The 20,518-nt window shown below is 71.1% G+C and carries 21 protein-coding genes; 17 read left to right on the forward strand and 4 right to left on the reverse strand.

Going from position 1 to position 20,518, the window contains the following annotated elements; genetic code table 11:
• Positions 1-41 precede the first annotated feature (41 nt).
• The 10 genes from motA (at position 42) to EV684_RS15395 (ending at position 11,205) form a co-directional block, all read left to right on the forward strand.
• On the forward strand, positions 42-902 hold the full coding sequence (gene motA / locus EV684_RS15350) for a flagellar motor stator protein MotA (protein WP_132648161.1): 861 nt from the start codon (positions 42-44) through the stop codon (positions 900-902).
• A 207-nt stretch (positions 903-1,109) separates the two neighbouring features.
• Positions 1,110-2,078 (forward strand): flagellar motor protein MotB, encoded by a 969-nt coding sequence (motB, locus tag EV684_RS15355; RefSeq protein ID WP_132648162.1) that lies wholly within the window; start codon positions 1,110-1,112, stop codon positions 2,076-2,078.
• A gap of 29 nt (positions 2,079-2,107) precedes the next feature.
• On the forward strand, positions 2,108-2,503 hold the full coding sequence (gene cheY / locus EV684_RS15360) for a chemotaxis response regulator CheY (protein WP_132648163.1): 396 nt from the start codon (positions 2,108-2,110) through the stop codon (positions 2,501-2,503).
• A 14-nt stretch (positions 2,504-2,517) separates the two neighbouring features.
• Positions 2,518-3,150 carry a protein phosphatase CheZ gene (locus EV684_RS15365; RefSeq protein WP_132648164.1) on the forward strand — a complete coding sequence of 211 codons (633 nt, stop codon included), beginning with the start codon at positions 2,518-2,520 and terminating at the stop codon, positions 3,148-3,150.
• A gap of 289 nt (positions 3,151-3,439) precedes the next feature.
• Positions 3,440-4,600, forward strand: a complete 1,161-nt coding sequence (flhB, locus tag EV684_RS15370; protein WP_132648165.1) for a flagellar biosynthesis protein FlhB — start codon at positions 3,440-3,442, stop codon at positions 4,598-4,600.
• An 8-nt stretch (positions 4,601-4,608) separates the two neighbouring features.
• Positions 4,609-6,687 (forward strand): flagellar biosynthesis protein FlhA, encoded by a 2,079-nt coding sequence (gene flhA / locus EV684_RS15375; RefSeq protein WP_165908505.1) that lies wholly within the window; start codon positions 4,609-4,611, stop codon positions 6,685-6,687.
• A gap of 43 nt (positions 6,688-6,730) precedes the next feature.
• Positions 6,731-8,281, forward strand: a complete 1,551-nt coding sequence (gene flhF, locus EV684_RS15380) for a flagellar biosynthesis protein FlhF (protein WP_132648167.1) — start codon at positions 6,731-6,733, stop codon at positions 8,279-8,281.
• A 17-nt stretch (positions 8,282-8,298) separates the two neighbouring features.
• On the forward strand, positions 8,299-9,081 hold the full coding sequence (locus tag EV684_RS15385) for a flagellar biosynthesis protein (RefSeq protein WP_132648168.1): 783 nt from the start codon (positions 8,299-8,301) through the stop codon (positions 9,079-9,081).
• A gap of 34 nt (positions 9,082-9,115) precedes the next feature.
• Positions 9,116-9,829, forward strand: coding sequence for an RNA polymerase sigma factor FliA (locus EV684_RS15390; protein WP_132648169.1), 714 nt, complete (start codon positions 9,116-9,118; stop codon positions 9,827-9,829).
• Between the two features lie 23 nt (positions 9,830-9,852).
• A complete protein-coding gene (locus EV684_RS15395; protein ID WP_132648170.1) occupies positions 9,853-11,205 on the forward strand; it encodes a methyl-accepting chemotaxis protein in 1,353 nt (450 codons plus the stop codon).
• On the opposite strand, the gene EV684_RS15400 is transcribed toward EV684_RS15395, so the two are convergent.
• The 4 genes from EV684_RS15400 to flgA all read right to left on the reverse strand — a co-directional run bounded on the left by EV684_RS15400 (position 11,206) and on the right by flgA (position 15,153).
• The gene (locus EV684_RS15400) at positions 11,206-13,344 is read right to left on the reverse strand and encodes a sensor histidine kinase (protein WP_132648171.1); all 2,139 of its coding nucleotides are present in this window, start codon (positions 13,342-13,344) and stop codon (positions 11,206-11,208) included.
• A gap of 247 nt (positions 13,345-13,591) precedes the next feature.
• The gene (locus EV684_RS15405; RefSeq protein ID WP_132648172.1) at positions 13,592-13,990 is read right to left on the reverse strand and encodes a hypothetical protein; all 399 of its coding nucleotides are present in this window, start codon (positions 13,988-13,990) and stop codon (positions 13,592-13,594) included.
• Between the two features lie 17 nt (positions 13,991-14,007).
• Positions 14,008-14,301 carry a flagellar biosynthesis anti-sigma factor FlgM gene (flgM, locus tag EV684_RS15410; RefSeq protein WP_242478705.1) on the reverse strand — a complete coding sequence of 98 codons (294 nt, stop codon included), beginning with the start codon at positions 14,299-14,301 and terminating at the stop codon, positions 14,008-14,010.
• A gap of 135 nt (positions 14,302-14,436) precedes the next feature.
• A complete protein-coding gene (gene flgA, locus EV684_RS15415; RefSeq protein ID WP_132648174.1) occupies positions 14,437-15,153 on the reverse strand; it encodes a flagellar basal body P-ring formation chaperone FlgA in 717 nt (238 codons plus the stop codon).
• 131 nt (positions 15,154-15,284) lie between these two features.
• On the opposite strand from flgA, the gene EV684_RS15420 reads away from it, so the two are divergent.
• From EV684_RS15420 to EV684_RS15450, 7 genes are all read left to right on the forward strand, one after another.
• Entirely contained in the window at positions 15,285-15,737 is a 453-nt protein-coding gene (locus tag EV684_RS15420) for a flagellar basal body rod protein FlgB (protein ID WP_132648175.1), read from the forward strand.
• A gap of 11 nt (positions 15,738-15,748) precedes the next feature.
• Entirely contained in the window at positions 15,749-16,168 is a 420-nt protein-coding gene (gene flgC / locus EV684_RS15425; protein ID WP_132648176.1) for a flagellar basal body rod protein FlgC, read from the forward strand.
• An 18-nt stretch (positions 16,169-16,186) separates the two neighbouring features.
• Positions 16,187-16,831 (forward strand): flagellar hook assembly protein FlgD, encoded by a 645-nt coding sequence (locus EV684_RS15430; RefSeq protein ID WP_132648177.1) that lies wholly within the window; start codon positions 16,187-16,189, stop codon positions 16,829-16,831.
• A gap of 13 nt (positions 16,832-16,844) precedes the next feature.
• Positions 16,845-18,143 carry a flagellar hook protein FlgE gene (gene flgE, locus EV684_RS15435; RefSeq protein WP_132648178.1) on the forward strand — a complete coding sequence of 433 codons (1,299 nt, stop codon included), beginning with the start codon at positions 16,845-16,847 and terminating at the stop codon, positions 18,141-18,143.
• A 25-nt stretch (positions 18,144-18,168) separates the two neighbouring features.
• A complete protein-coding gene (gene flgF, locus EV684_RS15440) occupies positions 18,169-18,891 on the forward strand; it encodes a flagellar basal-body rod protein FlgF (RefSeq protein WP_132648179.1) in 723 nt (240 codons plus the stop codon).
• A gap of 152 nt (positions 18,892-19,043) precedes the next feature.
• Entirely contained in the window at positions 19,044-19,826 is a 783-nt protein-coding gene (gene flgG / locus EV684_RS15445; RefSeq protein ID WP_132648180.1) for a flagellar basal-body rod protein FlgG, read from the forward strand.
• Positions 19,826-20,509 carry a flagellar basal body L-ring protein FlgH gene (locus EV684_RS15450; RefSeq protein WP_132648181.1) on the forward strand — a complete coding sequence of 228 codons (684 nt, stop codon included), beginning with the start codon at positions 19,826-19,828 and terminating at the stop codon, positions 20,507-20,509. Before flgG ends, EV684_RS15450 begins: the two co-directional genes overlap by 1 nt.
• Positions 20,510-20,518: the final 9 nt, after the last annotated feature.

Consider the following 20,518-nt stretch of genomic DNA (forward strand, 5'->3'; position numbering starts at 1 on the left):
GTCGGTCACGTTGGGGCTTGCTCGAGGTCAAGCGCAACACCATGTTCGTCATCATCGGCTGGGTCATCGTGCTCGTGTGCGTGTTCGGCGTGTTCATCGTGCACGGCGGCAACATCGGCGTGATCCTGAAGGCGCTGCCGTTCGAGATGGCGACGATCGGAGGTGCCGCTGCGGGTGCCTTCCTGGCCAACAACCAGCCCAAGGTGCTGAAGGCGACGATGCGCGGCCTGGGCAAGTGCTTCAAGGGCAGCAAGTACACCAAGGCGCGCTACATGGACCTGATGGCGCTGCTCTACGACATCCTGCAGAAGGCCCGCAAGGAGGGCCTGATGTCCATCGAGAAGGACGTCGAGGACCCGCACAACTCGCCGCTGTTCCAGAAGTACGCGACGGTGGGCAACGACCACCACGTCTCGGAGTTCGTCACCGACTACCTGCGCATGATGGTGTCGGGCAACCTGAACGCGCACGAGATCGAGTCGCTGATGGACAGCGAGATCGAGACCCACCATCACGAGGAGCACGCGGCGGTGGCCGCGATCCAGCGTCTGGCCGGCGCGCTGCCGGCCTTCGGCATCGTCGCGGCGGTGCTGGGCGTCGTGAACACCATGGGCTCGGTGGGCCAGCCCCCGGCGGTGCTGGGCGGCATGATCGGCTCGGCGCTCGTGGGCACCTTCCTCGGCATCCTGCTGGCCTACGCCTTCGCCGAGCCGCTGGCCGGCCTGCTGGAGCAGAAGGTCGACGAGGCCACGAAGGAGCTGCAGTGCATCAAGACCACGCTGCTGGCCAGCATGCAGGGCTACGCCCCGCAGGTCGCGATCGAGTTCGGCCGCAAGGTCCTGTACTCCACCGAGCGCCCCAGCTTCACCGAGCTCGAGAGCCACGTGAAAGGCAAGAAGTGACTTCCCTTCGCATCGCCTTCGGCACTGCCTGCTGGAGCGCAGTGGCTTCGGGGTGCACATTGGGCGGTCGTGTTCCGCGAGTGTTCGATACCGTGGGGCGGGCGGTAGCCGCGACCAAGCCACCGCCGCGGATCCGGCTCTGCCGGTCCGCCGGCGGGCGGCCCCCTCGGGGGGTAGCGAGCGCAGCGAGCTTGGGGGCCCACTGACATGGCCGGCGACGCGAAGAAGCTTCAACCCATCATCATCAAGCGCGTCAAGAAGGGCGGCCATGCCGTCCATGGCGGCGCCTGGAAGATCGCCTATGCCGACTTCGTCACGGCGATGATGGCCTTCTTCCTGCTGATGTGGCTGCTGGGCAGCACGACCGAAGGCGACCGCAAGGGCATCGCCGACTATTTCACCTCGCCGCTGAAGGTGGCGCTGAACTCTGCCGGCACGGGTGCCGGCGACGCCTCGCACGTGCTCAAGGGCGGCGGCCAGGACCTCACGCGCACCAACGGCCAGGTCAAGCGCGGCGACATCGAGGCGCCGCGCGCCACCGTCAACCTGCAGGCGCTCAAGCAGGAGCAGGTGCGCGCCGAGATCGTGCGGCTGCAGGACCTCAAGCGCCGCATCGAGGAGAAGATCCAGGCCAACAAGCGGCTGCAGGCGATGCGCTCGCAGCTGCGCCTGGACATGACACGCGACGGCCTGCGCATCCAGATCGTCGACGAGCAGAACCGGCCGATGTTCGCCAGCGGCAGCGCCACCGTGCAGCCCTACATGCGCGAGCTGCTGCAGGAGATCGGATCGGTGCTCGGCGAGGTGCCCAACCGCCTGACGCTCGAAGGCCATACCGACTCCATGCCCTACGCCGGCGGCGAGCGCGGCTACAGCAACTGGGAACTGTCGGCCGACCGCGCCAACGCCTCGCGCCGCGTGCTCGTCGAAGGCGGCCTGCCCGACGACCGCATGCTGCGCGTGCAGGGCCTGGCCTCCAGCCAGCCCTTCGATCGCCAGGATCCGCTGGCGCCGACCAACCGGCGCATCAGCATCATCGTCATGAACCGCGAAGCGGAGGACCGTTTCTTCCGCACCGAGCCCGACGCCGTGGAGGCGGTCGGCGACGACGCCCCCGTCAACGTCGAGCCCGCGTCGCCCGCGACCGACTCAAGTCCGACCGCGGGCAGCCGATAAACCTCGAAGCCGTCTATCCAAGGTCTGCCATGAACCCTTCCGACCTGAAATTCCTCATCGTCGACGACTTTTCGACCATGCGTCGCATCGTCCGCGGCCTGCTCAAGGAGATGGGCTGCAACAACGCCGACGAAGCCGAAGACGGCGCCGTCGCGCTGAACATGTTGCGTGCTTCGAAGTACGACTTCGTCGTCTCCGACATCAACATGCCCAACATGAACGGCTTCGATCTGCTGAAAGCCATCAAGGCCGAGGGCTCGCTCAAGCACATCCCGGTGCTGATGGTGACTGCCGAGGCACGCAAGGAAGACATCGTGCTGGCGGCCCAGAGCGGCGCGGCCGGCTACATCGTCAAGCCGTTCACCAAGGCGACGCTGGAGGAGAAGGTCCAGAAGATCCTGCAGAAGCTCGCCACCACCGCCTGAGGGCAGGACACGACATGAAGATGGAAGACCTGACCTCGTTCAACCCGGCCGACCCGCTGACCGTGTCGCCCGAGGTGTTCCAGCAGCTCGGCTCGATCACGCGGCTGCTGCACGACACGATGCAGCAGCTGGGCGTGATGCCGCAGCTGCAGATCGCCGCCGACGGCCTGCCCGACGCGCGCAGCCGGCTGAACTACATCGCCACCAAGACCGCCGACGCCGCCAACAAGGTGCTGAACTCGGTCGACCATGCGAAGGCCGAGCACGCCAAGATCTCCGAGGCGACGCGCCAGATCGCCGCGCGCATCGTCGCCGACCCGGTGCGCGCCGTGGCCTCCGGCGCGGTGCTCAACTTCGTCCAGGACGTCGAGCACTCGACGGCCAAGATCGACGAGCAGCTCACCGACATCATGATGGCGCAGGACTTCCACGACCTCACCGGCCAGGTGGTGGCCAAGGTCGTGTCGCTGGCCAACGAGCTCGAGGACAGCCTGCTCAAGCTGCTGGTCTCGGTGGTGCCGCCGGAGCAGCGCGAGAAGGTCGACCCGAACGTGCTGCACGGCCCGGTCGTCAGCCCCGAGGGCCGCACCGACGTGGTCACCAACCAGGGCGAGGTCGACGACCTGCTCGCGAGCCTGGGGTTTTGAGCCCCCGGCCGCCTGGCGGCCGTTTGCCAACGCCGCGCTTGCAGGGCGCGCTGGCCGGGACGGCCAGCTCTTCGCCAGGCGAGAACAGTCCTCAGGACGGGTCTCGTCCGGGCTCAGCCCCCTGACCGCCTGCGGCGGTCTGTCCCCGCGGGGGGCGCTGCGGCGCCGCCGCTTCGGTACGTTGAGCACGGGCGCTGCGGAACACCGGGTCTTTTGACCCGCTTATCGGGCTCAAGTCCGGCGCTGGCGCCGGCACCATGGCGAGGCTCCCTCCAGAGTCGATATCGCCATGGCCGACGACGCACAAGACCGCCGCCTACCCGCATCACAGCGCAAGATCAGCAAGGCCCGCAAGGAAGGCCAGGTCGCGCGTTCGCGTGACCTGGGCCACCTCGCGGCGCTGGGCACCGGTCTGGCGCTGCTGATCGCGTTCGCGCCGCGCCTGACCGAATGGCTGCGCCGGCTGCTCGAGGCCGGCCTGCGCTTCGATTCCAAGGCCGTCGACCACACCGGCTCGATGGTCGAGCGCCTGGCCGGCTCGGGTCTGGACATGCTCGTCGTCGTGCTGCCGCTGGGCGTCGCGATCGCCGTCGTCGCCGGCGGCTCGGCCGTGCTGTCCGGCGGCTGGAACATGACCTTCAAGCCGCTGCACCCCACGTTCAGCAAGCTCAACCCGATCCAGGGCCTGGGCAACCTGTTCCAGCCCCAGCAGCTCACCAACACCCTCAAGGCCTGCCTGCTGGCGCTGATCCTGGGCATCATCGGCGCGCTGTACTTCAAGGCCCAGCTGCCCGAGTTCACCTCGCTGGTGTCGATGCCGCTGCCCACCGCGCTGGCGGAGACCGGCTCGCTGCTGCAGGGCGGCATGGTGCTGATGCTGATCGCGCTGGGCCTGTTCGCGCTCGTGGACGTGCCGCTGCAGCGCTTCATGCTGCTGCGCCGCCTGCGCATGAGCTTCGAGGAGGCCAAGCAGGAGCACAAGCAGACCGAGGGCAACCCTCAGGTCAAGGGCAAGATCAAGGCCAAGATGCGCGAGATGGCGCGGCGCCAGATGATCGCCGCCGTGCCCGGTGCCGACCTGGTCGTGATGAACCCGACCCACTACGCGGTGGCGCTCAAGTACGACGAGGCGACGATGGCCGCGCCGCGTGTCGTCGCCAAGGGCACCGACATGCTGGCGTTCCGCATCCGCGACGCCGCCAGGGCGGCCAAGGTGCCGGTGCTGGAGGCGCCGCCGCTGGCGCGTGCGCTGTACCGCCACGCCGAGGTCGACCAGGAGATCCCCGCCGCGCTGTTCGGCGCCGTCGCGCAGGTGCTGGCCTGGGTCTACCAGCTGCGCGCCGCGATGGCCGCCGGCCGCCCGCTCGACGCCCCCGCGCCGGCCATCGCCGTGCCGCCGGGTCTGGACCCCGCCGAAGGCGCTGCCGCCGCCAGGAGACGTGAACCGTGAACGCGCTGATGCAACGACTCAACGCGCTGCTGGGGCCCAACGCCGCCGCGGCGAAGATGCTGATGCTGCCGCTGTTCGTGGTGCTGATGCTGTCGATGATGGTGCTGCCGCTGCCGCCGTTCGTGCTGGACCTGCTGTTCACCTTCAACATCGCGATCGCGCTGGTGGTGATGATGGTCGCCGCGCAGATGGTCAAGCCGCTGGACTTCGCCGCGCTGCCGTCGGTGCTGCTGGTCACCACGCTGCTGCGCCTGTCGCTGAACGTCGCCTCCACGCGCGTCGTGCTGATGGAGGGCCACAACGGCCCGGGCGCCGCCGGCAAGGTGATCGAGTCCTTCGGCCACTTCCTGATCGGCGGCAACTTCGCCGTCGGCCTGATCGTCTTCTCGATCCTCGTCGTCATCAACTTCATCGTCGTCACCAAGGGCGCCGAACGCATCGCCGAGGTCGGCGCGCGTTTCACGCTGGACGCGATGCCGGGCAAGCAGATGGCGATCGACGCCGAGCTCAACGCCGGGCTGATCGACGAGACCGAGGCCCGCCGCCGCCGCGCCGAGGTCGGCGAGGAGGCCGACTTCTTCGGCTCGATGGACGGCGCGAGCAAGTACGTGCGCGGCGACGCGATGGCCGGCCTGCTGATCCTGTTCATCAACATCGTCGGCGGCCTGATCATCGGCATGGCGATGCACGGCCTGTCGGCCGGCCAGGCCGCCGAGAGCTACATCCTGCTGGCCGTCGGCGACGCGCTCGTCGCGCAGATCCCGGGCCTGCTGGTGTCGGTGGCCTCGGCGATGGTGATCTCGCGTGTCGGCAAGGAGCAGGACATCGGCACGCAGATCCGCGGCCAGGTGTTCGACTCGCCGCAGTCGCTGGGCGTCGCCGCGGCCATCGTGCTGCTGCTGGGCCTGGTGCCGGGCATGCCGAACCTCGTGTTCCTGCTGATCGGCGGCGCACTGGCGCTGCTGGCCTGGCAGCTGCACCGGCAGAAGAAACGGGCCGCCGCGGTGCCCGAACGCAAGGAGTCGGCCGACCCCGCGCAGGCGAATGCCGAAGCGAGCTGGGACGACCTGACGCCGGTGGACACGCTGGGCCTGGAAGTCGGCTACCGGCTGATCCAGCTCGTCGACAAGGCGCGCCAGGGCGACCTGCTGGCGCGCATCAAGGGCGTGCGCAAGAAGTTCGCCCAGGACGTGGGCTTCCTGCCGCCGCCGGTGCACATCCGCGACAACCTGGAGTTGAAGCCCAGCGTCTACCGCGTGACGCTGCGCGGCGCCGTGGTCGGCGAAGGCGAGGCCTTCCCCGGCCAGCTGCTGGCCATCAACCCCGGCGGCGCGCAGCAGCAGCTGCCCGGCACCAAGACCACCGACCCCGCCTTCGGCCTGCCCGCGGTGTGGATCGAGCAGCGCCACCGCGAGATGGCCCAAATGGCCGGGTTTACGGTCGTTGATTGCGCGACCGTCGTGGCGACCCATCTTTCACACTTGATGCAAATGAATGCATCCCGCCTGCTGGGCCGCGTCGAGACGCAGCAACTCGTCGAGCACGTGACCAAGCTGGCCCCGAAGTTGATCGAGGACGTGGTTCCCAAGATGGTCGGTATCGCCACCCTGCAGAAGGTGCTCCAGCTCTTGCTGGAGGAGGGCGTGCACATCCGCGACATGCGCTCGATCATCGAGTGCCTGGCCGAACACGCCGCCACCGTCACCGACCCGGGCGAGCTGGTGCGCCGCATCCGCACCCACCTGGCGCCGGCGATCGTCCAGCAGATCTACGGCCCGACGAAGGAACTCGACGTCATCGCGCTGGAGCCCGAGCTCGAGCGCCTGGTGACGCAGGCCCTGAGCTCGCCGCACGGCGCGGCGCTGGACCCCGGCGTCGCCGAGGCGATCACCAAGCGTGCCGCCGACACCGCGCGCCGCCAGGAGGACCTGGGCCTGCCGGCCTGCCTGCTGGTGCCCGACCTGATCCGCGCGCCGATGGCCCGGCTGCTGAAGCGTTCGGCCCCGCGCCTGAAGGTGCTGGCGCACAGCGAGATTCCCGAGACCCACTCGATCCGGATCGGTTCGATCATCGGAGCCAACGCATGAGCACCGTCACGACCCTCACCCCGCGCTCTGAACGGGAGGCCGCATGAACGTCAAGCGTTTCACCGCACGCACCTCGCGCGAAGCCCTGGCGCTGGTGCGTCAGGCCTTCGGCGACGACGCCGTCGTGATGTCCACCCGCCCCTGCGCCGACGGCGTCGAGGTGCTGGCCATGGCTCCCGAGTCGCTGCAGCAGCTCGAGCGCGTCAGCGCCGCCGCGCCGCAGGCGCCGCGCGCCCGCGCCGCGGCGCCGCGCCTGGCTGCGCCGCGTCCGGAGCCGCGTGTCGAACCGTCGTTCGACGCCGGGGCCGTCGACGAGGACGTCGAGCAGCTCGAGATGAGCACGCTGTCGTTCCAGGACTACGTGCGCGAGCGCATGTTGAAGCGCCGCCAGACCGAACTCGCCCGTGAAGCCGCCGCCGAGCCGCGCCAGCCCGGCGCGGTGAGCACCCGCCGTGCCGAGGCCCCGCGCGAGGAAGCGCCGGTGCGCGCCGCCGCGCCGGCCGCCGAGCCGCGTGCACGTGCCGCCGCTGCTGCCGCCGCCCCGGCGCGTGCCGCCGAGCCGCGCCGCGAGCCGCCGGTGCTGCGCGAGGAGATCCGCCACGCCGAGCCGCTGCTGCCGCAGGCGCCGGTGCTGGCCGACGGCGCGCCGCGCCGCGACCAGGTCGAGATGATGGAGGAGCTGCGCTCGATGCGCGGCCTGATCGAGCAGCGTTTCGGCGCCCTCGCGTTCATGGAGAAGCTGCAGCGCCAGCCGCGCCAGGCGCAGCTGACGCAGAAGCTGCTCGGCTGCGGCTTCTCGCCGTCGCTGGTGCGCAAGCTGGTCGAAGGCCTGCCCGGCGGCTGCGACGAACTCGCCTGGGCCGCCGGCGTGCTCGAACGCAACCTCGCCACCGGCGAGCGCGAGAGCCCGCTGGAGGACGTCGGCGGCGTCTTCGCGCTCGTCGGCCCGACCGGCGTCGGCAAGACGACCAGCACCGCCAAGCTGGCGGCGGCCTTCGCCACCCGCCACGGCGCCGCCAACCTGGGCCTGATCACGCTGGACGCCTACCGCGTCGGCGCCCACGAGCAGCTGCGCACCTACGGCCGCATCCTCGGCGTGCCGGTGCACACCGCGCACGACCGCGCCTCGCTGGAAGACCTGCTGGACCTGCTGTCGGCCAAGAAGATGGTGCTCATCGACACCGCCGGCATGGCGCAGCGCGACGCCCGCACCCGCGAGTTGCTGGACATGCTGTCGCACCGTTCGATCAACAAGCTGCTGGTCGTCAACGCCGCCGCCCAGGGCGAGACGATCGAGGAAGTGCTGCTGGCCTACGGCGCTGCCGCCTGCCGCGGCATCGTGCTGTCCAAGATGGACGAGGCGGTGAAGCTGGCGCCGGCGCTGGACGCGCTGATCCGCTACAAGCTCAAGGTGCTGGCGGTGGCCAACGGCCAGCGTGTGCCCGAGGACTGGCACCGCCTGTCGGCCAATGCGCTGGTGCAGCGTGCGCTGCGCGGCGGCGGCAGCCCGGCCTGGCGCATGGACAGCGCCGACATGAACCTGGTGTTCGCGGGCGTGCCGACCCCGGCCGCCGGCAACCCGCTGCACGCCTGAACCCCGACCCCAACAGCATGCGCGACTTCTACGCCACCGACTCCGCACCGCTGGACCAGGCCCACGGCCTGCGCCGGCTGTTCGCGGCCTCGCGCCAGCGTTTCGTGCCGCTGGCGGCGAATCCGCACGTGCCGTTCTCCGGCGTCGTCATCGACGAGCTGACCGCCGCCTTCGTGCAGCGCGGCCAGCGCGTGCTGGTCGTCGACGCCGCCGACGGTTCGCCGGCGCCGCGCGAGATCGCGCTGCTGGACATCGGCGCCGCGATCGAGGACCTGTCGCCGCAGATCGGCTACCTCGCGGCGCGCGGACTACCGCTGCGCCATGTCGACACGCGCGGCTCGGCCAGCGCCTTCGCCGACGCGCTGGCCCAGGCCGCGCCCAAGGCCGACGTGGTGCTGGTGCACGCCAACGCGGGCGACCTGGCGCGCATGTTCGGCCAGCGCGCCGCGCGTCCGATCCTGATCGGTGCCGACCACCCGGAGAGCATCAAGCACGCCTATGCGGCCTGCAAGCTGCTCGCCCAGCGCTGCGGCCTGATGACCTTCGACCTCGTGCTCGCCGCCTCGCTGTCCTCGCGGCGCGTGCGCGCCATCGCCTCCAGCCTGGCCAGCTGCGCCGACGCCTTCCTGGGCGCGGTGCTGCACGACTGGGCCGTCGTCGACCCGGCGACCGACCTGCGTGCCGGCCCCGGCGCCCAGGTCTCGCGCCTGGTCGCCGACCAGTTGGCCCTTGACGACGGCGGCCTGCCCGTCGGCCCGGCCGTTGCCGTGCCGATGCGCGCCGCCGGCGCGACGAACTGAAACGCCAGGACACGCCCCTCGAAAGGCTGCTCTCATGTACACCGCCAAGGGACAACTCGATGCCAACGCGATGCTCCGGCAATACAGCCCGCTGGTGCGTCGCCTGGCTCACCAGATGATCGCCAAGCTCCCGGCGAACGTGGAGCTCGACGACCTGATCCAGGTCGGCATGATGGGCTTGTCGGACGCGCTGTCGCGTTTCGACGCCGCGCAGGGGGTGCAGTTCGAGACCTTCGCGACGCAGCGCATCCGCGGCGCGATGCTCGACGAGCTGCGGGGCAACGACTGGATGAGCCGCGGCGACCGCCGCCACCAGCGCACGATCGAGACCGCGGTGCACAAGCTCGAGCAGAAGCTGCACCGCGCGCCCTCCGAGAGCGAGATCGCCCAGGAGATGGGGCTGTCGCTCGTCGACTACCAGGAACTGCTGACCAAGGTGCGCGGCACCCAGCTGATCTACCTGGAGGACATGAGCGGCGACGACGGCGACGACGACTACCTCGACCGCCACGTGCACGACGACGTGGGCAACCCGCTGGGCCGGCTTCAGGACCAGCGCATGCGCCTGGCCCTGGTCGAGGCGATCAAGAACCTGCCCGAGCGCGAGCAGTACGTGATGAGCATGTACTACGAGCACGACATGAACCTCAAGGAGATCGCCGCGGTGCTCAAGGTGACCGAGAGCCGCGTGTGCCAGCTGCACAGCCAGTCGATCGCGCGCCTGCGAACGCGTCTGCGCGACTGGTAGTCGTCCCCGTCAGGAGAGCGCCCATGTTCAAGTCCTTCCGGCGCGCGCCGCCTGCGGCGCCGCCGCCGGCCGCGCCCGGCCCGGTGGCGGCAACGCCCGGCGCGGCCGAGACCGCGCTGCGCCAGATCAACGAGCGCGCCTCGGGCCTGGGGCGCGAGGCCGCCGAGGTCTGCGGCGTCATCGCCGACACGCACCGTGTGGCCAGCGCCCAGGCCGTGGCGCTGCAGGCGCTGGCGCGCCAGCTGCAGGACGTGGTCGCGGCGCAGGCCGCGATCGCCGGCGAGACCGACAACGGGCTGCGTGCCGTCGCCGAGGTCGGCGAGGCGGTGCAGGCCGTGGGCACCGAAGTCGGCGGCATCGTCGACACGCTGCGCCAGGTCTCCGGCGCGGCCGACCAGATCACCCAGATCGCGCTGCAGACGCGGCTCGTGGCCTTCAACGCCTCGGTCGAGGCCAAACGCGCCGGCGAGGCCGGGCGCGGCTTCGGCGTCGTCGCCGACGCGGTCAAGGACCTGGCGGCCAAGGTGGAGGTCTCGTCCAAGGAGATCCTGGCCACCGTCGGCCGTCTCGACGAGCGCATCGCCGCGCTCGCGCGGGAGATCCAGCGCAGCGAAGGCAGCCCCGCAGGCGGCGTGCACCGCGCGCTCGACGGCGTCGTCCAGGGCGTGGGCCGCATCCACGACGCCAGCCGGCGCAGCTCCGAGGTCTGCGCCGGGCTCGAGTCGCAGATGGCCGCGATCGAGGGCGAGGTGCGCCAGACCACGCGTTCGCTGGACACCGCGCTCGGCCGCACCGAGAGCTTCCTGCGTTTTTCGGAGCAGCTGATCGAGGCCTTCGCCGCCAGCGGCCTGCAGACCCAGGACTCGCCCTATATCCGCGCCGCCCAGCAGGCCGCCGCCCAGGTCGGCGCGCTGCTCGAGGACGCGCTGGCCGCTGGCCGGGCCTCGCTGGAGGACCTGTTCGACGAACGCTACCAGCCGATCGCCGGCACCGAGCCGGCGCAGCACACGGCGCGCTTCTCGGCGCTGGCCGAGCAGCTCTTCCCCCAGGTGCAGGAAGCGGCGCTGCAGCTGTCGGACAAGGTGGTGTTCTGCATCGCCGTCGACCGCAACGGCTACGTCGCCTGCCACAACCGGCGCTACAACCAGCCGCAGCGTCCGGGCGACCTGCTCTGGAACACCGCCAACAGCCGCTGGCGCCGCATCTTCAACGACCGCACCGGGCTGGCCTCGGCGCGCAACGAACGCCCGTTCCTGCTGCAGACCTACCGCCGCGACATGGGCGGCGGCCGTTTCGTCGTGCTCAAGGAAGCGGCCGCGCCGATCGCCGTGGCCGGACGCCACTGGGGCGGCCTGCGGCTGGCGTTCAACTTCTGATCAGTCCGCCGCCGCGGCGAGCGTGAACTCGAAGCGGGCGCCGCGCCCGGGCTCGCCGTGCGCGGCCACCGTGCCGCCGTGGCGCTCGACGATGCGCTGCACGATGCTCAGCCCGATGCCGGTGCCGGCGTAGTCCTCGCCGGCGTGCAGCCGGCTGAAGGGCACGAACAGCCGGTCCGCGAGCGCGGGGTCGAAGCCGGCGCCGTTGTCCTCGACGCTGATGCACACGCGGCCGTCGGCCTGCACACGGGCCGCCAGGTGCACCGCCGGGCGCTCCACGCGGCGCGTGAACTTGGCCGCGTTGCCCAGCAGGTTGGCGAGCACGATGCGCAGCGCGCCGGGACAGCCGTGCACCTTCATCGCGGGCTGGATCGTCCAGTCCACCGGCGCCTCGCGCGGCATCTCGGGCAGCTGCGCGGCGGCCTCGGCGGCGAGCCGGCTCAGGTCCACGCTTTCCATCGGCATCGCCTGCACCGTCGAGCGTGCCAGCAGCATCAGCGCGTCCAGCGTCTCGCGCATCGTGCGCGCGGCCTGCGACTGCAGCGCCAGCAGCTCGCGGTCGCCGCTGTCCAGCCGCGTCCCGGCGCGGGCCTCCAGCAGCCGGGCGACACCCTCGACGTGGCCGATCGGCGTGCGCAGCTCGTGCGCGAGCTGGCGCGAGAACGCGTCGAGATCGAGGTTGATCTGCTGCAGCTCGCGCGTGCGCTCGGCCACCGCCTGCTGCAGCGCCTCGTTGTCGCGCCGCAGCAGGCCCTCGGCCTGCTTGCGCACCGTGATGTCGCGGCCGACACCGCGGTAGCCGAGGAACCGCCCCTGGCCGTCGAAGCGTGCGATGCCGCTGATCGAGACCCAGTGGCGCGTGCCGTCGGCGGCGTCGGTCGGGAACTCGAACGAGCGGAAGGGCCGGCGGGCGGCGAGGTCGGCGCGGTGCTCCTCCCAGAGTTCGGCCGGCGTCGCGGCGTGAAGTTCCCAGCGCGTGCGGCCGTCGCCGGGCTCCAGGTAGTCGACTGCGCTGCGGTAGACCGCACGGCCCACCGGCTGCAGCCGGTGCGCGGCGTCGCTCTCCCAGTACCAGTCGGAGGCCAGGTCGACCATCAGCGCCCAGCGCTGCTCGTTCTCGCGCTGGCGCTCGTCGTCGAGCTTGCGCGCGGTGATGTCGCGGCCCACGCCGTGGTAGCCGGCGAAACGCCCCTGGGCGTCGCAGCGCGGGCGGCCGCTGAGCTGGATCCACAGCGCGTGCTCGCCGCGGCGCGAGCGTGCACGCAGCTCGACGTCGCGCAGCGGTTCGCGGCGCGACATGCGTTCGGCCAGCCAGCCCCAGCCGAGGGCCGGCGGGTCGTAGGCACCGATCTCGTCGCGGCGGCGGCCGAGCAGCTCCTCGAGCGGCCAGCCCAGCAGCGTCGTCAGCGGCGTCGATCCCGAGACCCAGGACAGGCGCATCTGCTCGTCGGTCTCCCAGTACCAGTCGGCCGAGAGGTCGGCGAGCGCGTGCCAGCGGCGTTCGGAGACGCCGGCCTCGCCGCCGTCGGCACCACGCGCGAGCGTGTCGGAGAGCTCGCGCAGCACGTGTCGAATGCGCCGGCGCTGGCGCCACAGCCCGTGCGCCGGCACCAGCAGCGTCAGCGCCAGTGCCGCCGACAGCCCTTGAAGCCAGCGCTCCAGGCGCGCCTGGCGCCGGGTGATCTCCTCGCGGACGCTGCGCGCCACCGGCTCGGCGGCCTCGGCCACGGCACGCCGCTGCGCCGGGCTGCGGGCGGCGGCCAGGCGCGACTCGAGCAGCGCCATCCCCGGCGGCTCGAAACCGGCCGCGGCGCCGGCCTGCCGGAGCGCGGCCAGGCTGCGCGAGGTCTCGTCCAGGCTGCGCTGTGCTTCGTCGGGATCGGCGTCCGGGGCCGTCGACCAGCCCAGCCGCGTGGTGGCCGCGCGCAGCCCGTCGGCCGCCTCGGCGAGCCGGGCGCCCGGGTGTTGCTGCAGCAGCGTGATGACCAGCGCGGCCGCGCACGCCGGCGCGGCGAGCAGCAGGATCCAGCGCTTGTCGGCGCAGCCGCGGAGCCGTTCAAGCAGGGTGCGGGCCGCTTCGGCGCCCACGGCGGCGTGGCCTGGCGCAGGCGCGGTCCAGGCGGTCTCGGTGTTTCCCAACGCAACTCGTCAAACGCGGCGCCGCCGCTGGCAGCGCCCAGGTGATTCGGCCGGAGGCCGCGGTCGTGGCCGGGACTCCTGGTCTCGTGATCCGGGCATTGTGGCGCCATTCGTGACGTGTGCACCGGCCGCGGCCAAGCGAGCTTCGTGCGCAAGGCGGGCTCTGCGGCGCCGAAATGACGACGGCCGGGCCGCTGTCGCGGTCCGGCCGTTCATCGGCGGGGGCGGGGCGCAGGCCCCGCGGGGGTCAGGCCAGCAGCGAGCCGCCTTGGCTGGGGCGCGTGCTGGTGCCGCCGGCACCGTAGCCGCCGCTGCCGAGGTTGGGCAGCAGCACGTCGATCGCGCGGTCCAGCGCGGCGGTGGCGCGCGCCAGCGCCTCGCGCTGTGCCGCGACCTGGCCGCCGGCCAGCGCCAGGCGCTGGCGCAGCGGCATCGGCACGCCGCCCTCGCGCGCGGCGCGCGCGAAATGCTCGACCGCCGACGCCAGCGCGCGGTGCAGTTCCCCCGCGGCGGACTCGATCTCGACGGCATCGCTGGCGGCCAGCGCCGCGCCCAGCGCGGCCAGGCGCTGTTCGAGCGCCTGCAGCGGCGCCTCCAGTTCGGTGGCGCGTTTCAGCGCCTGCATCTCGGCGGCGGTCGTCAGCATGGACGCGTGGGCGTGGGTCAACGGTTGTAGGTGCGACCCAGGAGCTCCTGGGCGTTGGAGATCAGCTTGTCGGCGATCGCCTCGGCGTCGACCTGGTAGTCGCCGTCGCGGATGGCCTGGGCGATGCGCCCGACCTTGTTCGCGTCGAAGCTGCCGTCGCCCGAGCCGGTCGCCGCCAGTGCCGCGGCCGACAGTTCGACCTTGGCGCTGGGCTCGGCCGTGCCGTCTGGCGTGCGGGCTTGCGAAGTCGCCTTGCGTTCGCCGTTCACCGCCGAGGCGGGCGACGTGGAATCGAGGTGACCGATCTTCATCTTGAACTCCATCGGGAGGAGCCCTGGCGGGCCTTCCTCCCATGACATGATCGCTGTATCGGAGCGCCAGTGGCCAACTTTAGGCCCGGGCGGGATGAATTTTCATCGGTCCCCTGAATGCGGGGGGATTGCGGCTCACAACGGGACATCGAGTCGGCCTTCGGCGGTTGGCACTCCGGTGACGATGCGGCCGGCCTCGGTGCGCACGCGCGCCGGCCGGCCCTCGACGCCGCGTGTCAGCGCCTCGCCGCGTGCGGTGACGGCGAAACCGTCGCCGCTGGCGACGATGCGCACCACGTCGCCGGCGGCAAACCACTCGCGCGGCTTGAGATCGTCCACGCGCAGCGCCTCGCCGGCGGCCAGCGGGCGCGCCAGCGTGCGCCCTGCCAGCGCCTCGACCGCCGTCAGCGGCGGCGTCGGCTCGGCCGCCCAGTCCACCTGGCCGATGGCGAGCACCTCCGCGGCCAGCACCGTGCCCGGCGCCAGCGTGGACACCGCGACGACGCCGGGGCCCCAGACCTGCACCGTCACCGGCAGGTAGACGTTCCAGGCGACGGCGCCGCCGCGGCAGCGCAGGCCGATGCGTGCTCGCCCCCAGGGGCGCACGCCGGGCGGCAGATAGGGTTCGACACGCGCGCAGGGCGCGAGCTTCAGGCGCGGGTCCAGGCTGCCGGGCACGACCTCGACGCGCAGGCCCGCCGGCGCCAGCGCCGCGGCCGCGTCGCCGGCCAGCGAGCGCACCGCCTGCAGCGTCTGCGGCGACAGCGTCTGGGCGGCCGCAGGGCAGGCGAGGGCCGCGGCCAGCGCCAGCGCGCCGGCCGTGCGTCGCGGGTTCGACGGAGGCTTTTCCACCTGCCGCACTCTAGGCGGCGCGGCGCGCGCCACGGATCGGAAAAGGGGGGAGATGTGCCCGCTTATCGGGCTCATGTCCGGCCCCCGGCTGCCCAGAATCGGCTCCGACCATCCGAAGGAGCGTGCGCCCCATGATCAACCGCCTGACCGGACAGCTGGACTTCCAGGCCCAGGCGCTGGCGCTGCGCTCGGAGCGCCAGCGCGTGATCGCGAGCAACATCGCCAACGCCGACACGCCGGGCTACGTGGCGCGCGACTTCGACTTCTCGCAGGCGCTGCGCGACGCGACCGCGACGCTGCCGCGCCCGCCGGCCCCCGGCGCGGCAGGCGCCTCGGCGACCAACGATCTCGGCAGCCCCGTCGCCGGGCCGCTGCTCGACGCCGGCTTCGGCCGCCTGCGGCCGACCACCGACCTGCGCTACGCGACACCGGCCCAGACCAACCTGGACAGCAACACCGTCGACATGGACCGCGAGCGCGCCGCCTTCGCCGACAACGCGCTGAAGTACGAAACCTCGCTGCGTTTCATCAACGGCAGCGTGAAGACGCTGACCGACGCGATGAAGAGCCATAACCAGGGCTGAGGCACCGAATCATGAGCATGTTCCGCATCTTCGACGTCTCCGGCAGCGCGGTCAGCGCGCAGAGCCAGCGGCTCAACGTCGTCGCCTCCAACCTGGCCAACGCCGACACCGTGGCCGGGCCCGATGGCCAGGCCTACAAGGCGCGCCAGGTCGTGTTCCAGACCGCGCTGATGGACGCCGGCGGCGACCCGGCGAGCTCGGCCGGCGTGCGCGTCTCGACGGTGCGCGAGGACCAGAGCCCCGGGCGGCGCGCCCACGAACCCAACCACCCGGCCGCCGACGCCGAGGGCTACGTCACCTACAGCAACGTCAACCCGGTGCAGGAGATGGTCGACATGATCTCCGCGTCGCGCTCCTACCAGAACAACATCGAGGTGATGAACACCGCGAAGAACCTGCTGCAGAAGACCCTGCAGATGGGGCAGTCCTGAGCCTGAACGGAGCGCGCGATGAGCACCACCGTCGATCCCTATTCGTCGATCAACACACCGTCCACGAGCGCCAACTCGGGCACCGCGGCGGCCAGCGCCGACCGCTTCCTGAAGCTGCTGGTGGCGCAGATGCAGAACCAGGACCCGTTGAATCCGATGGACAACGCCCAGGTCACGAGCCAGATGGCGCAGATCAACACCGTCACGGGCATCGAGAAGCTCAACGAGACGGTCACCGGACTGAACACGCAGTTCCTGCAGATGCAGGCGATGCAGGGCGCGTCGCTCGTCGGCCGCGACGTCACCGTCGAGGGCAACCGGCTGGACGTGCGCGAGGGCATCGGCGTCGGCGGCATGGACCTCTCGGGCACCGCCGACTCGGTCAAGGTCGACATCCTCGACGCCTCGGGGCGCACGGTCGACACGCTGGACCTGGGCGCCGCGAAGGCCGGCACGCACAGCTTCACCTGGGACGCGAGCAAGGCCGGCGACACCAGCGGCTACACCTTCCGTGTCACCGCCAAGCTCGGCACGGCGACCGTCACGAACACCGCGCTGATGCGCGACACCGTGGCCGCCGTCAGCACCTCGGGCAACAAGCTGCAGCTGGAACTGGCCAGCAGCGGCACCGTCGACTACACCGCCATCAAGGCCTACAACTGAACGGGACATCACGATGAGCTTCCAGCAAGGCCTCTCCGGGCTCAACGCGACCAGCAAGAGCCTGGACGTCATCGGCAACAACATCGCCAACGCCAACACCTACGGCGCCAAGATCTCGCGTGCCGAGTTCTCCGACATGTACGCGGCGGCGCTCAACGGCGCCGGCGTCAACAACGTCGGCATCGGCGTCAACCTGGCGGCGGTGTCGCAGCAGTTCACGCAGGGCAACATCACGACCACCGGCAACGCGATGGACCTGGCGATCAACGGCGCCGGCTTCTTCCAGGTGACCGACGGCGTGAATCCGACGATGTACAGCCGCAACGGCCAGTTCAAGGTCGACCGCGAGGGCTACATCGTCAACAACGAGAAGCTGCAGCTGATGGGCTACCCGGCCGACGGCACCGGCACCATCCAGCCCGGCCTGGCGCAGCCGCTGCGCCTGCCCACCGCCGGCATCGCGCCGAAGGTGACCTCGGACATGGAGATCGAGTTCAACCTCGACGCCGACTCGGCGGTGACCGCGCCGGCCTCGACGGTGACGCCGCAGATCGACTTCACGAACAAGAAGACCTACAACAACGCCACCTCGGTGACGATCTACGACTCCAAGGGCCAGGACGTCGCGCTCTCGTACTACTACCAGAAGTCGGCCAACGACACCTGGAACGTCTACGTCACCGCCAACGGCGAGCCGGTGCACACCGACGCCAGCGGCAACCCGGTGGCCTGGCAGACGCTCGCCTTCGACAACACGACCGGCAAGCTGTCCTCGCCGTCGCCGGCCGACGCGCTGGATCTGACGATCGAGAACGAACTCATCATCACCGACCCCGACACCGGCGCCGAGACCTCGCGCATCGTCGTGCCGCTGGCCACCACGGTGGACTTCTCCGGCGCGACGCAGTACGACCAGACCTTCGGCGTCACCAACCTGACCCAGAACGGCTACGCCGCCGGCCAGCTGACCTCGATCGCCATCGAGGCCGACGGCATCGTGCTGGCGCGCTACAGCAACGGCCAGAGCAAGCCCGCCGGCCAGCTGGAGCTGGCCAACTTCCGCAACCCGCAGGGTCTGCAGCCGATGGGCGGCAACGTCTGGGCCAGCACCTACGCCTCGGGCGACCCGGTCATCGGCGTGCCCAGCGAAGGCAACATGGGCGTCATCCAGTCCGGCGCGCTGGAGGAGTCGAACATCGACCTCACCGGCGAGCTGGTGAACATGATCACCGCGCAGCGCATCTACCAGGCCAACGCGCAGACCATCAAGACGCAGGACCAGGTCATGCAGACCCTGGTCAACATGCGCTGACGGCGCGCACGGCGGAGGCTGAACCGTGGATCGCCTGATCTACCTGTCGATGGGCGGCGCGAAGGCGACGATGGAGCGCCAGGACGTGCTCGCGCACAACCTGGCGAACGTGTCGACGCCGGGTTTCCGCGCCGAGCTGCAGGCCTTCCGTGCCGTGCCGGTGCGTGGCGACGGTGCCAGCACGCGCGTCTATTCGCTCGAGTCCACCGTCGGCTACGACGAGCAGTCCGGCCCGCTGCAGGTCACCGGGCGCAACCTCGACGTGGCGATGCGGGGCAGGGCCTGGCTGGCGGTGCAGGCGCTCGACGGCACCGAGGCCTACACGCGCGCCGGCTCGATGGAGGTCAGCGCCGAGGGCGTGCTCGTCACGCCGGCGGGGCTGCCGGTGCTCGGCGACGGCGGGCCGATCACGGTGCCGGCCAACGCCAGCGTGGACGTCGGTGCCGACGGCACGATCTCGGCGGCCACCGCCGGCGGTAAGCCGCAGCCGATCGGCCGGCTCAAGCTGGTGACCCCGGAGGCGCCGCTCGAACGCGGCACCGACGGCCTGTTCCGGGCCGCCGACGGCGACCTGCCGGCCGACCCGGCAGCACGCGTGCAGGACGGCGCGCTCGAGGGCAGCAACGTCAGCGCGGTCGAGACGATGGTGCAGATGATCGCCGCGGCACGCCAGTTCGAGCACCAGATCAAGGCCTTGCAGACCGCCGAGCAGAAGGAGCAGGCGGCGACCAAGCTGCTCGGGCCCTGAGTCCCGGCACCGCCAGAACACGCCGCGCCGATGCGCGGCGTTCGTCTTTTGGGCGCGGAGATACGGGGCCAAGGCCGCTGTTTTCCGCGCTTCGGCCGGCCTGTCGCGCCCTCAAGATCCGAACGTCCCTGTCCGCCCCACGAGGAACCGACATGCTTCGTTCGCTATGGATCGCCAAGACCGGCATGGAGGGCCAGCAGACCAAGCTGGACGTCATCTCCAACAACCTCGCCAACGTCGGCACCAACGGCTTCAAGCGCGGTGGCGTGCAGTTCGAGGATCTGATCTACCAGAACCTGCGCCAGGCCGGTGCCGCCAGCAGCGAGCAGAGCACGCTGCCCACCGGGCTGCAGGTCGGCCTGGGGGTGCGCGCCGCCGGCACCTCGCGCAACTTCACGCAGGGCAACCTGCAGCAGACCGGCAACAGCTACGACGTCGCGATCAAGGGCAACGGCTTCTTCCAGATCCAGATGCCCGACGGCAGCACCGGCTACACCCGCGACGGCGCGTTCCAGGTCGACTCGGCCGGCCAGCTGGTCACCAACCAGGGCTACCCGGTGCTGCCCGGCATCACCATCCCCGCCGACGCCAAGAGCGTCACCGTGGCCGACGACGGCACGGTGCAGATCACGACGGCCGGCAGCTCGACGCCGACGACCGTCGGGCAGCTGCAGCTGGCCAACTTCGTCAATCCGGCCGGCCTGGAGTCGCTGGGGGGCAACCTCTACGCCGAGACCGCCGCCTCGGGCACGCCCAACACCGGCACGCCGGGCACCAACGAGCTGGGCGCGCTGCAGCAGGGTTTCGTCGAGACCAGCAACGTCAACGTCGTCGAGGAGCTCGTCAACATGATCGCGACGCAGCGTGCCTACGAGCTGAACTCGAAGGCCATCCAGACCTCCGACCAGATGCTGCAGAAGCTGGGGCAGCTGTGATGGCCGCCGCCCGCCTTCTTCTCGCCGCCGCGGCGCTGGCGCTCGCGGGCTGCCAGACGATGTACCCGACGGTGCAGTTCGAGCAGCCCACCGGCGCGGACCTGCCGCCGGCCGCCGCCCCGGCCATCGAGGCGCCGAGCACCGGTGCGATCTTCCAGACCTCGCAGTACCGGCCCTTGTTCGAGGACCACCGCGCGCGCCAGCCCGGCGACACGCTGCAGGTGCGCATCGTCGAGCGCATCAGCGCGACGGCCAAGTCCACGAGCTCGATCGACAAGAGCACCGACCTGAGCGGCGGCATCACCGCGCTGCCGGGCATCGACGCGGCCGCGGCGCTGCGCCGCGCCACCGTCACCGCCAGCTCGGAGAACAGCTTCGCCGGCAAGGGCAGCACCGAGAACAGCAACGACTTCCAGGGCACGATCACCGTGACCGTGCGCGGCGTGCTGCCCAACGGCCACCTGATCGTCGGCGGGGAGAAGCAGATCGGCGTCAACGCCAACGTCGACGTGCTGCGCTTTTCCGGCCAGGTCGACCCGCGTGCGATCGAGGCCGGCAACGTCGTGCAGAGCACGCGCATCGCCAACGTGCGCCTGGAGCAGCGCGGCCGTGGCGCCCAGGCCGACAGCAACGCCGTCGGCTGGCTCTCGCGCGTGTTCTTCAGCGTGCTGTGGCCGCTGTGAGGGCCGGCA

This window comes from Rubrivivax gelatinosus (genome assembly GCF_004340905.1).
GTDB classification, from domain to species: domain Bacteria; phylum Pseudomonadota; class Gammaproteobacteria; order Burkholderiales; family Burkholderiaceae_C; genus Rubrivivax; species Rubrivivax gelatinosus.